15 protein-coding genes are annotated in these 13,184 nt (G+C 59.9%); 7 read left to right on the top strand and 8 right to left on the bottom strand.

Annotated elements, in window-relative coordinates; genetic code table 11:
• Positions 1-21: 21 nt before the first annotated feature.
• Both ACR0EL_RS14685 and ACR0EL_RS14680 read left to right on the top strand, forming a co-directional pair.
• Complete coding sequence (locus ACR0EL_RS14685) at positions 22-720, top strand: glutathione S-transferase family protein (RefSeq protein ID WP_480500684.1); 699 nt, start codon at positions 22-24, stop codon at positions 718-720.
• Complete coding sequence (locus ACR0EL_RS14680) at positions 717-1,103, top strand: DUF1801 domain-containing protein (RefSeq protein WP_480500683.1); 387 nt, start codon at positions 717-719, stop codon at positions 1,101-1,103. Before ACR0EL_RS14685 ends, ACR0EL_RS14680 begins: the two co-directional genes overlap by 4 nt.
• Here the strand turns inward: ACR0EL_RS14680 and rnr are convergent.
• Genes rnr through dapE form a run of 3 tightly spaced genes read right to left on the bottom strand, consistent with a single transcriptional unit; the run spans position 1,094 to position 5,128 of the window.
• On the bottom strand, positions 1,094-3,352 hold the full coding sequence (gene rnr / locus ACR0EL_RS14675; protein ID WP_480500682.1) for a ribonuclease R: 2,259 nt from the start codon (positions 3,350-3,352) through the stop codon (positions 1,094-1,096). The genes ACR0EL_RS14680 and rnr overlap by 10 nt on opposite strands.
• Positions 3,353-3,409: 57 nt before the next feature.
• Positions 3,410-3,985, bottom strand: coding sequence for a TIGR04282 family arsenosugar biosynthesis glycosyltransferase (locus ACR0EL_RS14670; protein WP_480500680.1), 576 nt, complete (start codon positions 3,983-3,985; stop codon positions 3,410-3,412).
• Positions 3,986-3,988: 3 nt separating this feature from the next.
• Positions 3,989-5,128, bottom strand: coding sequence for a succinyl-diaminopimelate desuccinylase (gene dapE, locus ACR0EL_RS14665; RefSeq protein ID WP_480500679.1), 1,140 nt, complete (start codon positions 5,126-5,128; stop codon positions 3,989-3,991).
• A gap of 209 nt (positions 5,129-5,337) precedes the next feature.
• Here dapE and ACR0EL_RS14660 point away from each other — a divergent pair, with 209 nt between their 5' ends.
• On the top strand, positions 5,338-6,396 hold the full coding sequence (locus ACR0EL_RS14660; protein ID WP_480500678.1) for a transporter substrate-binding domain-containing protein: 1,059 nt from the start codon (positions 5,338-5,340) through the stop codon (positions 6,394-6,396).
• Here the strand turns inward: ACR0EL_RS14660 and ACR0EL_RS14655 are convergent.
• The 4 genes from ACR0EL_RS14655 to ACR0EL_RS14640 form a co-directional block, all read right to left on the bottom strand.
• Positions 6,393-6,740: a hypothetical protein gene (locus ACR0EL_RS14655; protein ID WP_480500677.1), complete on the bottom strand. Its 348-nt coding sequence runs from the start codon at positions 6,738-6,740 to the stop codon at positions 6,393-6,395. The two genes, ACR0EL_RS14660 and ACR0EL_RS14655, sit on opposite strands and share 4 nt — an antisense overlap.
• A gap of 38 nt (positions 6,741-6,778) precedes the next feature.
• Positions 6,779-7,405 (bottom strand): LysE family translocator, encoded by a 627-nt coding sequence (locus ACR0EL_RS14650; protein WP_480500676.1) that lies wholly within the window; start codon positions 7,403-7,405, stop codon positions 6,779-6,781.
• 108 nt (positions 7,406-7,513) lie between these two features.
• A complete protein-coding gene (dapD, locus tag ACR0EL_RS14645; RefSeq protein WP_480500675.1) occupies positions 7,514-8,341 on the bottom strand; it encodes a 2,3,4,5-tetrahydropyridine-2,6-dicarboxylate N-succinyltransferase in 828 nt (275 codons plus the stop codon).
• A gap of 108 nt (positions 8,342-8,449) precedes the next feature.
• Entirely contained in the window at positions 8,450-9,361 is a 912-nt protein-coding gene (locus tag ACR0EL_RS14640) for a threonine/serine dehydratase (protein WP_480500674.1), read from the bottom strand.
• Positions 9,362-9,440: 79 nt separating this feature from the next.
• Between ACR0EL_RS14640 and ACR0EL_RS14635 the strand changes: the two genes are divergently transcribed.
• Positions 9,441-10,283: an LOG family protein gene (locus ACR0EL_RS14635; protein ID WP_480500673.1), complete on the top strand. Its 843-nt coding sequence runs from the start codon at positions 9,441-9,443 to the stop codon at positions 10,281-10,283.
• A 3-nt stretch (positions 10,284-10,286) separates the two neighbouring features.
• Positions 10,287-11,384, top strand: coding sequence for a cystathionine gamma-lyase (locus tag ACR0EL_RS14630; protein ID WP_480500672.1), 1,098 nt, complete (start codon positions 10,287-10,289; stop codon positions 11,382-11,384).
• Here ACR0EL_RS14630 and ACR0EL_RS14625 read toward each other — a convergent pair whose 3' ends face one another.
• The gene (locus ACR0EL_RS14625) at positions 11,385-11,768 is read right to left on the bottom strand and encodes a hypothetical protein (RefSeq protein WP_170533573.1); all 384 of its coding nucleotides are present in this window, start codon (positions 11,766-11,768) and stop codon (positions 11,385-11,387) included.
• Between the two features lie 157 nt (positions 11,769-11,925).
• Between ACR0EL_RS14625 and ACR0EL_RS14620 the strand changes: the two genes are divergently transcribed.
• Positions 11,926-12,846 (top strand): DnaJ C-terminal domain-containing protein, encoded by a 921-nt coding sequence (locus ACR0EL_RS14620; protein WP_480500670.1) that lies wholly within the window; start codon positions 11,926-11,928, stop codon positions 12,844-12,846.
• Entirely contained in the window at positions 12,843-13,181 is a 339-nt protein-coding gene (locus ACR0EL_RS14615) for a hypothetical protein (protein WP_480500669.1), read from the top strand. Before ACR0EL_RS14620 ends, ACR0EL_RS14615 begins: the two co-directional genes overlap by 4 nt.
• The last annotated feature ends 3 nt before the right edge of the window (positions 13,182-13,184 follow it).

The following is a 13,184-nucleotide window of genomic DNA, read 5'->3' as shown; positions in this document are numbered from 1 at the left end:
CCCCAATGATGGAGCCCCCTGATGCTGACCCTTCTCACTTACCCATCTGCTTTCGGCTTGTTCAGCGCCAGCCCATTCTGCGTGAAAACCGCGCTGATGCTGCAAAAATCCGGCCAGACCTGGCAGCGATCCGACATTTTGGACCCTCGCAAGATGCCGCACCAGAAGCTGCCTGTGCTACGTACGCCCGAGCGGTTGGTCCCGGACAGCGATCTGATCCGAGATTGGTTGGAACAGCAAGGGGCCGACTTCGACGCGGGTTTGTCGGATGTTGAAAAGGCGCAATCCCGCGCCTTGATCCGTATGGCCGAGGAGCATCTCTATTTCCACATCGTTCTGGATCGCTGGGGCAATGATGAGGTCTGGCCCATCCTGCGCGAGATGTTCTTTAACAGCATTCCAGCCCTAATCCGCAAACCGGCCTCTAATGCAATCCGCAAATCCGTCCTGAAAGGCATCAACGCTCAGGGCATCGGTCGCTTTTCCCTGAATGAACGTCTGGACCGGGTCGAGCGTGACCTTGAGGCGATCTCGGCCTATCTGTGGCAGTCACCGTTTCTGCTGGGAGAACACCCGACCGCTGCGGATATGAGCGTTGGCCCCATGCTGGCGGCAATGCGTGCGACACCTGTTGAAACACCGCTGACCCGCCGCATCAAACAGGATAACCTGCTCAACACTTACGTAGACCGGATGGAACAGGCAGTACCCCTGTCATGACTCAGATTGAAGATCCCGCCGTAGCGGCCGCCTTTGCGGCATTGCCCCCGGACACGCGTGCCGGAGCACTTGCCTTGCGCGATCTGATCCTTGAGACCGCCAGCGCACTGCCCAGTGCCCAACCGCTGCAAGAGGCTCTGCGCTGGGGTCAGCCCGCCTATCTGGCCCCCAAGGGCTCAACCATTCGGTTGGGTGGACATAAGTCCGCGCCATTTGCCCTGTTCGTGCATTGCCAAAGCCGGTTGATGGGGGACTTCACGACCGCCTTTCCCGGCGAGGACCGGATCGATGGCAATAGGGCCATCCTGTTCGAGCATCCCGACCAGATCGACGCCACCCGTCACGGCTGGCTGATTGCGCGGGCCTTAACCTATCACCTTTGACGGCGTTTGCGCTCGACCTTGCGCTTGATCTTGTCTTTCTTGCGCTTGGTGCTGACCGCCTTGCGCCGCGTGCCCCGTTTGCCAGGGCCGCGCCCGCGCGGTATGGCCTGATCGTCGATGGACAGCAGTTCCAGCTCCAGCCCGCCTGTCACCGGGGTTGCCTCGGTCAAGCGCACGGTAACACGCTGGCCGATGGCGATGATCAACCCGGTATCCGACCCCATCAGGGTTCCGGCCTCGCGGTCGAAATGAAAGAACTCGCGACCCAGGGACCGCACGGGCACCAGCCCGTCGGCCCCGGTTTCGTCCATCTTCACGAACGCCCCGAACCGCGCGATACCACTGATCCGGCCTGTGAACTCATTGCCCACGCGTTCGCTGAGATAGGCCGCCAGATAGCGGTCTGTGGTGTCCCGTTCCGCCATCATGGATCGACGTTCGGTGTCCGAAATATGCGTTGCCGTTTCATCCAACCGGGCGATTTCCTCCTCGGTCAGCCCGTCCTCGCCCCAGCCATGGGTCGAGATCAGCGCGCGGTGCACAATCAGATCGGCATAGCGACGAATGGGCGAAGTGAAATGCGCATAGTTTCGCAGCGCCAGACCAAAATGTCCGAAATTCTCGGGGTTGTAATAGGCCTGCGCCATCGACCGCAGGGTCGTCAGGTTGATAAGCTCCGCATCCTCGGTGCCCGCGGCCGCGTTCAGCAGGGCATTCAGATGACGGGTTTGCAAAACCTGACCCTTGGCCAGGTTCAAGCCAGCGGCTTGCGCCGTTTCACGCAAGCTCTCCAGCTTTTCAGGTGCGGGTTCCTCGTGGACGCGGAATAGCAAGGGCCGACGTTTCGCAATCAGCGTTTCAGCCGCCGCGACATTGGCAAGGATCATAAACTCTTCGATCAGCTTGTGCGCATCCAAACGGTCGCGGAAGGCGACGCTGGTTACCTCACCCGTGTCGGACAGAACGATCTTGCGTTCCGGTAGGTCCAGCTCCAGCGGTTGCCGCGCCGCCCGCGCCTTTTTCAGCGCGGCATAAGCGGCGTAGAGCGGTTTCAGAACCGTCTCCAACAGCGGTCCCGTGCGGTCGTTAGGGGTGCCGTCGATGGCCTCTTGCACCTCGGCGTAGTGCAGAGACGCGGCCGAGCGCATCAAGCCGCGTACAAAGCGATGGCCGATCTTGTTGCCCTCGGCGTCGATCTGCATCCGAACGGCGATGCAGGCGCGCGGGACGCCCTCGTGCAGGGAACACAGATCACCGGACAGGCGATCCGGCAGCATCGGCACGACGCGATCCGGGAAATAGCTGGAGTTGCCGCGTTTTCGCGCCTCACGGTCCAGCGCAGTGCCGGGCTGCACATAGGCGGCGACATCGGCAATCGCGACCCAGATCACGTGGCCGCCGGGGTTCTTGGGGTCGTCATCGGCATGGGCATAGCAGGCGTCATCATGGTCGCGCGCATCCGAGGGGTCGATGGTCAGCAGCGGCATGTCCCGCAAGTCTTCGCGACCCTTCAGGCCAACGGGTTTGGCCTTATCCGCCTCCTCAATAACCTTATCAGGGAAATCATCCGGGATACCGTGCTGGTGAATGGCAATCAGCGAGACGGCCTTGGGTGCGGTCGGATCACCCAACCGTTCAACAACACGCGCGCGTGGCAGGCCCATGCGGGTCTTGGGCCCGGCCTGTTCGGCCTCGACCAATTCTCCGTCCTTCGCCCCATGCACCGCGCCTTCGGGCACCAACCATTCCGTTGATCCGGCCTTGTCGATGGGCACGATCCGCCCGCCCTCGGCCCCTTTGCGATATATACCTACGATCTTGCGCGGGTTGGTTCCGATACGGCGGATCAGGCGGGCTTCGTAATTGTGATCTTCTTCCTGCACCACGGTCAGGCGCGCCAGAATACGGTCGCCTTCCCCTAGCGCCGGATCGCTGGCGCGGGTGATCAGCAGGACGATGGGCTCGACCCCGTCGCCATGCCATTCCAAGGGCCGCGCGAACAGATCGCCATCTTCATTCGGGGCCTTCACCTGCAACACACTAACCGGCGGCAGACGATCCGGGTCACGATAGCTGCGCTTGCGCTTTTCCAGATGCCCCTCGGCCTCAAGCTCCTTGAGGATGCGTTTCAGATCGATCCGATCCGCGCCCTTGATGCCGAAGGCCTTGGCGATATCGCGTTTCGAGGTCAGGGTGGGGTTCGCTGAGATCCAGTCAAGGACCTCCTGCTTGGTGGGAATGCGACTCATGCCTTTGGCCTAGCACGCGCATGCAACCGCGTCATGACCAAAAAGTGTCCCTTCGGCTCAGCCGTGCAAATCAGCGACGGTATCCACATCACGCAGTTCGTTCAACAGGGCGACACGACAGCCGGGAACCGACGCCAACGTATCGGCCAGCGCATGTTCTGTCGACCAGCGCACATCCCGAAACAAGCCCAAGGGCAACGCGCCATAGCGTTGCGCACCGACCAGCCAATAGCCGCCATCCGGGGCCGGGCCAAACACCATCTGCGAACGACCCAATGCCTTGAACGCGTCCGCGATATGATGGCGCGTGATGCCAGGAATATCCGCCCCAATCAGGCAGACAGGCCCTTTGGGCATCCCGCGCAGCATCCGCTCCATTCGATCGCCCAGATCACCCCGCCCCTGCGCCGCGCGTGGCAGATCAGCAGGCCAGATCCGACTGGTCAGCCCTTCAGTGTCGGGGGAAACCGCCAACACAATCCGCCAGCGTGGATCACGCAACCGACGGATCAGAGACCGCGTCTGGTGCCGGAACCACCATGCAGCGCCGACCATGCCGATATCGCGCCCCAGTCGGGTTTTGACGCGACCCGGATGAGGCTCTTTTACCATGATGACCAGAGTGCGCTGCATCGGTCAGGCGAAATAGTCCGTCAGAATACGCGTATAAATCGCCTTCAACTGCTTGATCTGGGCCACCTCGACGCATTCATCGACCTGATGCATCGTGCGACCGACAAGCCCGAACTCGACCACCGGGCAGTGGTTTTTAACGAAACGCGCGTCCGACGTGCCGCCAGTTGTTGACAATTCGGGTTGCACGCCCGTCTCGGCCTCAACCGCCTGCGCCACCAAATCAGACAGTGCGCCCGGTGGGGTCAGAAAGCTTTCGCCCGAGATTTTGATTTTGGTCTCTACCTGAACGCCAGACTCTTCGGCCACGCGCGCCGCTTCGGCCTTGAGCCAGTCGCTTAGGCCCGCACCGGTATGCGTGTCGTTGAAGCGGATATTGACGGTGCCATTGCATTGCGCCGGGATGACATTCGTGGCGGGATTGCCGGTGTCGATGGTGACCACGGCCAGCGTGGACGCATCGAAGTGATCGGTGCCCTGGTCCAGTTCATGACTGGCCAGTCGATCCATAAGCCGCGCCATGGCTGGCAATGGGTTTTTGGCCCGATGCGGATAGGCTGAATGCCCCTGAACCCCCGTCACGGTGAACCATGCCGTCATCGACCCGCGTCGGCCGATTTTCATCATCTCACCCATCCGGTTCGGGCAGGTTGGTTCGCCGACCAGACAAACGCTCATCCGTTCGCCGACCTGATCCATATGATCAAGCAGGGCGGTTGTACCATCCAACGCGTCAGCTTCTTCGTCGCCCGTAATGGTCAGGATAATCGCCCCGTCGGGTGGGTTGCCGCGCACGAAATCAATCGCCGCAGCTGCAAAGGCGGCAACGCCGGATTTCATATCCGTCGCGCCGCGCCCATACATCACCCGGTCATGAACCTCGGCCCCGAAGGGCGGTTTGGTCCAGGCCGCCTGATCCCCCACAGGCACCACATCCGTATGGCCGTTGAACCCAAATGTCCGCGCGTGTCCCTTAGCCCCCCAACGGGCGAACAGGTTACTGATGCCACCGCGATCCACTCGGGTACACTCGAACCCTGCGTCCGTTAGGATATCCTGCAGCAGAACAAGCGCTCCGCCCTCATCAGGTGTGACCGATGGGCAACGGATCAGGTCTGCCGTCAGTTGAACTGCATCGGTCATATGTAGGCCTCGCTGTTGGTCTTGCGCTCAGGTTCGTGCACAGATTCAACGAATTGACCGGATTGCCAAGGCCAATCCACAAAATTTATCGCACTGAGCAGGCAAAGTATCAGCCTGAGAGCGCGACAAAACATGTCGATTTACCCGGCGGCTACCTTGCCCACGCATATACATTCGCGTTACAGGGCCGCGAAACGGGTGACTTGACCATGAAGCGCGCATTCTACGCATTGATCAGCCTGACTTTCGCCGTTCTCGCACAGCAAAGCCTGGCACAGACGCTAAATGTCACGACAGTGACACGCCCGCCGTTTTCCTATGTTGAGGACGGTGCCGAAACCGGATTCTCGATGGACCTGCTAGGGGCTCTTTCTGAGGCTTTGGGATGGGAATACTCTGTCCAGCGCGTAGAGTCATTTGCCGAGATGCTGGGCGCGGTCGAGGACGGATCGGCCGATTTGGCCATCGCCAATATTTCGATCACGGCATCACGCGAAACGCAGATGGATTTTAGCCAGCCGATTTTCGAGGCGGGCCTGCAGATTATGGTGCCATCGGATGCGGTGCGCAGACCGTCGCTGTTGCAGGCGCTGCTGTCCACCGAATTGTTCATCGCCATTGGCTTGGCCTTCGCCATCCTCTTGGGCGGTGGCATGTTGATGTGGGGGTTCGAACGGCGTGCGCAGCCCTATTTCGACCGCAAGCTGAACGAGGCATGGTTCCCATCCTTCTGGTGGGCGCTGAATCTGGTCGTGAATGGCGGTTTTGAAGAACGAATGCCCCGCACGCCATTTGGCCGCATTCTGGGCGTGGTGCTGGTGGTATCCTCGCTATTTATCGTATCTGTCTTCACCGCCCGCATCACCAGTGTCATGACGGTGGACGCAATCACCGGCAATGTGAATTCGGTGAATGATCTCTATGGCAAAAATGTCGGCACCATCACAGGTTCAACTGCGGCCAGTTTCCTGGACCGACGCGAAATCGAATATGCGGGCTATCCGGGGCTCGATCAGATGCTTGAGGCATTTAAAGCCGAAGATCTGGACGCTGTCGTGTTCGACGCGCCTATCCTGTCCTACTTCGCGGCGCATGAGGGACGCAGGATCGCGACGATGACGGGTAGCATTTTCCTGCGAGAAAACTATGGCATTGCCTTCCCGACCGGCTCGCCACTGGTGGAAGAGGTCAATCAGGCGCTGCTGTCCCTGCGTGAGGACGGGACCTATGACGAGTTACACCGCAAATGGTTCGGATCGCAGAACTAAGAGGCTGAGGTTTCGTCTTCAAAAAACGGAGTCATCTGCGCCACGATTACCGCGTTCTCGTCCAACGCCCGCTGCATCAGAGTGCGTTCATCCGCATCGATGTCATGGCCCTGTGCCTCACGCTCAGCCAACGTGCCGTAACCGGTGACATCCAAAGGCGCGGTATCTGCCTGTTTCAGGATCGCCACGGTCTCGCGCACGGCCTCGGCCTCATCCACGCCACTGGCATAACAGATCAACGCCGCGCCCGTTGCCCCTTCGGGCAAACCATCCCCATCCTTCCGTCCGATCTGAACAAGAAGGGTATAGACTTGCTGGCGCGAGGGTTTTTTCTGTTTTTCCATGGCACGGGCCTTAGCCCTGCGGCCTGAATTGGTCAAGCTCAGCGCTCGGCCGTGGCCAGTTTGAGGGCCAGCGCAACAAAGATCACGCCCGAAACGCGGTTCATCCACAGCTGAACCGAAGGCGAACCCCTAAGCCAACTGCCCAACGTACCGGCGGCAAGGGCCACGGCCCCGAACACCACAACCGTCGCCAGGAACATCAGTGCGCCCAGTTGATAGAACTGCCCGATCAGCGATCCGTTCAACGGATCGACAAATTGGGGCAGGAAAGCCAACATGAAAATCGTCACCTTCGGATTGGCGATGTTCATGATCAACCCACGCAGATAGAGCTTGCGCGTCGGGATCTCCGGCGCATCACCGCCGTCAAGCGCAGTCCCTGCTGCAGTAAACGCCTTCCACGCCAAATAGACCAGATAGGCTGCACCGGCGTATTTCAGCGCCGCAAAGGCGGTTTGTGAAGTTTGGAAAATTACGGCCACGCCCAAAGCCGCTGCGGTGGTGTGCACGATAAGCCCAGAGGCCAGTCCCAGCGTCACAACCAACCCTGACATCCGGCCATAGAGTGCCGATTGCGTCATCACAAAGATATTGTCCGGCCCCGGAACAGCGGCCAACGCAATCGCAGCCCCCATGAACAAGATGGCTATATCGATTGGGATCATGGGTCTTCCTCTTCTTGTACAGCAGCGCCCGGTATAGCAGCATAATGTTCTTACAAAAAAAGCCGCGGAGCCTATCCACGGCCTTTTGTCATTCACGCTAAGTTTGGATCAGTCACGCAGCAGCTCATTGATCCCGGTTTTCGAACGGGTTTTCTCGTCCACACGTTTCACGATCACCGCGCAATAGAGGTTCACGTTGTTCTTGGACGGCATCGACCCAGCGACAACAACCGAATAGGGCGGGACTTCGCCATACATGACCTCGCCGGTCTCACGATCCACGATCTTGGTCGACTTGCCGATGAACACGCCCATCCCCAGAACCGAGCCTTCGCGCACGATGCAGCCCTCGACAACTTCGGAACGCGCGCCGATAAAGCAGTTATCCTCGATGATTGTTGGGCCCGCCTGCATCGGCTCCAGCACACCGCCAATGCCAACGCCGCCGGACAGGTGCACGTTCTTGCCGATCTGCGCACAGGACCCAACAGTGGCCCAGGTATCAACCATGGTACCTTCGTCCACATAAGCACCCAGGTTCACGAAAGACGGCATCAGAACGACGCCCGGTGCGATGAAGGCAGATTTACGGACAACGCAGTTCGGAACCGCGCGGAAGCCAGCCGCTTTCCACTGGTTGTCACCCCAACCTGCGAACTTGCTGTCGACCTTGTCCCACCAGCCGCCACCTTGCGGACCGCCGGTCTGCATTTCCATGTCCTTGATGCGAAAGCCCAGCAGGACCGCTTTCTTGGCCCATTGGTTCACATGCCAGTCACCGCTCTCCTGCTTCTCGGCAACCCGCAATGACCCGCTGTCCAGCGCGTTCAGGGTATCCTCGATGGCTTCGCGCTGCTCACCCGTGGTTGCGGGTGTGATCGTATCGCGCGCCTCCCAGGCGGCCTCGATGGCGGCTTCCAATTGCGCGTTGGACATTGGGCGTCTCCCTACAGAATCTGTTCGTGTTGGTTTGGCCTATACGCAAGTGACACTCATGGCGCAATGCGACGAACGCGGTTCCTTTTACGTCTGGGCAACGATCATTCACCCGGCAAGCGGGTCGGGGGCGATATTGCCACCGCAAATCAAGACCGCGACACGCTCACCCGGTTCGGGCTGGTAGGTCCCCGAAGTTAGCGCCGCCAACGCTGCGGCCCCTGCGGGTTCCACCAGAATGCGATGTGCCTGCCATAGCATCTGCTGCGCTTCTGCAATGGCCTCATCACTTACCAGAACCGAACTCATGCCCTGCGCCTGATCAAAGCAAATCTGGCCAATCCGCCGCGCGCCCAACGCATTCGCCGCAATGCCGGACACCGACACATCCACCGGCTCACCCGCCTTCAACGCTGCATTCAAGGCGCAAGAGGTCTCGGGTTCGACCGCCACAACCTTGCGCGCGGCGTCAAACCACGCCAGAGCGCCTGCAATCAGACCACCCCCGCCAACCGCAACTAGAACAGTATCGGCTTCCAGCCCCTGAGCGTCCCACTCGGCAAAACAAGTCCCTTGCCCGGCCACAGTTGCGGGTGCGTCATAGGCATGAATCTGCATCGCGCCGGTTGCCTGCTCATGCGCCTGCGCGGCCGTCAGCGCGTTGGCATACTCACCCGAGACAACGCTCAGGTCCGCACCGGTTTGCTTGATCAATGCGATTTTGGACGGCCCTGCAAGCTCGGGCACAAAAATCTTGGCCGGGTAGCCCAGCGCCTGCGCCGCATAGGCAGCGGCTGCGCCGTGGTTGCCACCAGAAGCCGCCACCACTCCGGCCTCGGGCACGTCAGAACTGATCAGGGTGTTGAATGCCCCCCGCGCCTTGAAGCTACCGGTATGCTGCATCTGCTCCAGCTTCAGTTCGATGGGATAGCCCGATATCTTGCTGGTCATCACGGGTGTGACCTGCACATAGCCCGAGATGCGATGCTGGGCGGCCAATATTTCGCTCTTCCAATTCATTCTTGTCTTTCCGTGACTGGCGCTCTGTCCGCGAACCCTATAGCTGTTTGAAAAACACGCAAGCAGGGATCGATCACCCATGAGAGAAGACCGTCACAGCCCGTTCCGCGACGCACAAACAGATCGCTCGACCGCGCGCGAGGTGCCGGATACGCCGCAGACCCGCTCGCCCGCCTATCGCCTTGCGTTTGCCGACGAAGAGTTCCTATGCCGGGATGAGCTGCGCCCAGTGCGTCTGCAGTTGGAGTTGCTCAAGCCCGAGATGATCATGAGCGAACGCCAGATCACCTCGACCATCGTCATGTTCGGTGGCGCGCGTATTCCTGAACCGTCGCAAAAGCACACCGCACGGACCGAAACTCTGGCGGGTCTGTCGCAATACTACGACGAAGCCCGCGAGTTCGCGCGACTTATGACCGAAAAATCCAACGAGACCGGTGGGCGTGAAAACGTGATCGTCACCGGCGGTGGCCCTGGCGTGATGGAGGCCGGGAACCGCGGCGCGCAAGACGCAAACGGCTGCTCCATCGGGTTGAACATCGTGCTGCCGCACGAACAGGCACCGAACCTGTACGTGACACCCGATCTTAGTTTCAACTTCCATTACTTCGCGATCCGCAAGATGCATTTCCTGATGCGCGCCCGCGCCATCACCATCTTCCCCGGTGGTTTCGGCACGATGGATGAACTGTTCGAATCCCTGACCCTGATCCAGACCGGTCGGATGGAGCGTGTGCCCTTCCTGCTGTTTGGTCGTGAGTTCTGGGAGAAAGTCATCAACTGGGCGGCACTGGCCGATGCGGGCACGATCTCAGACGAAGACCTTGACCTGTTCCGTTTTGTCGATACTGCGCAAGAAGCGGTCGATATCATCGAGAATTGGGAACCCGCCCCGCCCCGCGACGCCATTCCGGGGCGCTGAACCATGGCCCCCAAGATCGGAAAGATGCTGCACCTGCGTGGCAATTCCTTGAACGAAGGTGAACCGGTCGCCCTGCCGCTGACCCAAAGCAGCATGTACCACCTGCCGGGCGCAACGGATGGTCTGGCCACCTACGGCCGCGTCGACAATCCGACATGGGTGCAGCTGGAACATATGCTGTCACATCTTGAGGACGCGCCGTGCCTCAGCTTTCCATCGGGTATGGCGGCGATCTCAGCAGCGTTGTTTGCCACGGTTCAGGCCGGATCACGCCTGCTGATCCCGTCGGACGGGTATTATGTCACGCGCTTGCTGTCGGATCGGTTCCTCTCTCGCCTCGGGGTCGAGGTCGAGGAACGCGCAACAACGTCCTTTGCCGAGGGTAGTTTCGAGGGGTTTGACGTGGTGTTCGTCGAAAGCCCGTCGAACCCCGGTCTGGATATGATCGATCTGGCCGCCGTTGCTGAACAAGTGCGCGCCGCCGAAGGGGTAACAATTGCAGATAACACAACTCTGACACCGCTGGGCCAGCGCCCGCTGGATCTGGGGATTGATGTCGTGGTGTCCTCCGACACCAAGGCAATGGGCGGGCATTCGGATTTGCTGATGGGCCATGTGGCCAGCCGCAACAACCAGATCATAGAGTGGGTCGAGGAATGGCGACGCGTCTCAGGCGCGATCCCCGGCCCGCATGAGGCATGGTTGCTACATCGCGGGCTGGAAACACTGGACGTACGCTATGACCGCATGTGCGCCTCGGCCCAGGTGCTGGCCGAACGGCTGGCTACCCATTCCGCAGTCAGGCTGGTGCGATATCCGGGTCTGCCTGGCGATCCGGCGCACGCTCTTGCGCAGGCTCAGACGAAACGGTTCGGATTTCTGTTGTCCCTGACGCTGGACAATGAGGACATAGCAGAGGCGTTTATTAACGGCTGTCCTTTGTTGCGCCCCGCGACATCCTTTGGCGGCGTCCACAGCTCCGCCGAGCGCCGCGCCCGCTGGGGCGATGATGTTGACCCCGGTTTCATCCGCCTGTCCGTTGGATGTGAACCGGTTGAAGAGCTGTGGCAAGCCATCGAGGCCAGCCTGAACGCGCTCTAGCTACTTCTTCGGCCCGCGCAGTTCGGGGAACACGTAGATCGGCAGAACAATGCTGCCGATCAAGGCGCCCAACCAGACCAGCAGGGTTGCTGCCAATAGATTTGCCACCCCTCCAATAACAAGTCCGGCTGTGATCCACTCGGTCACCAGCAATCCCACAAAAGTCACGATCAGGGCGATCCCACCTTTGAGTGCAGGCGCTTTCTTTTCTCCGATCTTCAGGATCAACGGCTCTGCGATCACTTGAACAACGGTGAAGACGATAACCACGACCACAAAGGACAAAGGCTTGATCGCAAAACCGGTCAGCAGCAACACGGCCAATATCAACCCGATTGCGTTCCCGGCCAGCAAGGCCAGGGCGGATTTAAATCTGCGCGACATGCGGGGCCTCCGTCAAAGAACCTGAGATCATGTAGATACTACCAGACCTGCCGGATTTTATGTAGCAATTCAAATGCCTCTTCCTTTCGGCCCCTTGAAATCGCATGCTGAAACAGACTCTTAAAGATCAGACCGACCCACATCCGCGAGAGGTGAGATGAGCGACGATCCCTATTCCGTCCTTGGCGTGGCTAAAGACGCCAGTGCTGCCGATATCAAGAAAGCTTATCGGCGCATCGCAAAAGAATGCCATCCGGATCTGAAACCCGGTGATGCCGAGGCTGAGGCAAAGTTCAAAGCCGCCGCCGCTGCTTACGATCTGCTGAAAGACCCCGAAACCCGTGCCCGTTATGACAATGGCGAGATCGATGCCTCCGGTCAGGAACGCCCGCAACAGCAATACTATCGTGACTATGCCGAGGCCGCTGGCAATCCTTATCGCGGGCGCCAGGCAGACCCAGATGACATGTCGGACATCTTCGCCGAGTTCATGCGCGGTCGCGGTGGGTTTGGCGGTCAGCGCGCGCAGGAATTCCACGCGCCGGGTCACAACCTGAACTACTCGCTGCAGATCAGCTTTCTGGATGCAGTGTTTGGGGCCAGCCAAAAGCTGACCTTGCCCGATGGCAACCGGATCGAGGTTAAAATCCCGGCGAGTATCACCACGGGCCAGACCATCCGACTGCGAGGCAAGGGCGCTCCGGGCTATGGCGAGGGACCGGCGGGCGACGCTCTGGTTACGATCTCGGTGGCAGACCATCCGGTGTTCGACCGGCAGGGTGATGACATCCACATCACCCTGCCCATCAGCATTGATGAGGCCATTCTGGGCGGCAAAGTCCGCGCGCCCACGATTGACGGTGGTGTCAATGTCACCGTCCCTGCGGGCACCAGCAGCGGCAAAACCCTGCGCCTGCGGGGTAAGGGAGTTAAGAAACGCGGCTCATCCGAACGCGGGGATCAACTGATCGAACTCACCGTCGCACTGCCCGACCAGATCGACGACGACCTCAAGCACTTCATGGAGACATGGCGCGACGCCCATCGCTATGATCCTCGGAAAGGAATGCCGTCATGACCCTGACCGAAGAGGAACTGATCGCCACCATCACCCGCCTGACCTCGGACCGTCTGACCGAATATCTGGCCGCTGAAATTGTGATCCCCGAGCAATCGGCACAAGGCGTGGTTTATCACAGCATCGACGTCGCCCGGCTGGAACTGGCCTGCGAGCTGCACGAGCAATACGATATGGAGGCGGATGCCCTGTCGATGATGATCTCTCTGATCGATCAAATGCACGGGTTGCGCGCCGAACTGCGCGAGGTTCTGAATGCTGTCGAAGCCCAACCCGAACCCGTCCGCCAACAGGTGATCGAAGTGATCGGCACGGCGCGTTTCCAGCGCGGATAGTCT

It is taken from the genome of Ruegeria sp. AH12, from assembly GCF_056541465.1.
Note: the sequence above shows the minus strand (reverse complement) of the source record. Positions and strands in the feature narration are given on the sequence as shown.

Excerpts from the sequence above, each read along its gene's own strand:
- ACR0EL_RS14685 (WP_480500684.1), top strand. The coding sequence starts at position 22 with ATGCTGACCCTTCTCACTTACCCATCTGCTTTCGGCTTGTTCAGCGCC.
- ACR0EL_RS14680 (WP_480500683.1), top strand. The coding sequence starts at position 717 with ATGACTCAGATTGAAGATCCCGCCGTAGCGGCCGCCTTTGCGGCATTG.
- rnr (WP_480500682.1), bottom strand. The coding sequence starts at position 3,352 with ATGAGTCGCATTCCCACCAAGCAGGAGGTCCTTGACTGGATCTCAGCG.
- ACR0EL_RS14670 (WP_480500680.1), bottom strand. The coding sequence starts at position 3,985 with ATGCAGCGCACTCTGGTCATCATGGTAAAAGAGCCTCATCCGGGTCGC.
- dapE (WP_480500679.1), bottom strand. The coding sequence starts at position 5,128 with ATGACCGATGCAGTTCAACTGACGGCAGACCTGATCCGTTGCCCATCG.
- ACR0EL_RS14660 (WP_480500678.1), top strand. The coding sequence starts at position 5,338 with ATGAAGCGCGCATTCTACGCATTGATCAGCCTGACTTTCGCCGTTCTC.
- ACR0EL_RS14655 (WP_480500677.1), bottom strand. The coding sequence starts at position 6,740 with ATGGAAAAACAGAAAAAACCCTCGCGCCAGCAAGTCTATACCCTTCTT.
- ACR0EL_RS14650 (WP_480500676.1), bottom strand. The coding sequence starts at position 7,405 with ATGATCCCAATCGATATAGCCATCTTGTTCATGGGGGCTGCGATTGCG.
- dapD (WP_480500675.1), bottom strand. The coding sequence starts at position 8,341 with ATGTCCAACGCGCAATTGGAAGCCGCCATCGAGGCCGCCTGGGAGGCG.
- ACR0EL_RS14640 (WP_480500674.1), bottom strand. The coding sequence starts at position 9,361 with ATGAATTGGAAGAGCGAAATATTGGCCGCCCAGCATCGCATCTCGGGC.
- ACR0EL_RS14635 (WP_480500673.1), top strand. The coding sequence starts at position 9,441 with ATGAGAGAAGACCGTCACAGCCCGTTCCGCGACGCACAAACAGATCGC.
- ACR0EL_RS14630 (WP_480500672.1), top strand. The coding sequence starts at position 10,287 with ATGGCCCCCAAGATCGGAAAGATGCTGCACCTGCGTGGCAATTCCTTG.
- ACR0EL_RS14625 (WP_170533573.1), bottom strand. The coding sequence starts at position 11,768 with ATGTCGCGCAGATTTAAATCCGCCCTGGCCTTGCTGGCCGGGAACGCA.
- ACR0EL_RS14620 (WP_480500670.1), top strand. The coding sequence starts at position 11,926 with ATGAGCGACGATCCCTATTCCGTCCTTGGCGTGGCTAAAGACGCCAGT.
- ACR0EL_RS14615 (WP_480500669.1), top strand. The coding sequence starts at position 12,843 with ATGACCCTGACCGAAGAGGAACTGATCGCCACCATCACCCGCCTGACC.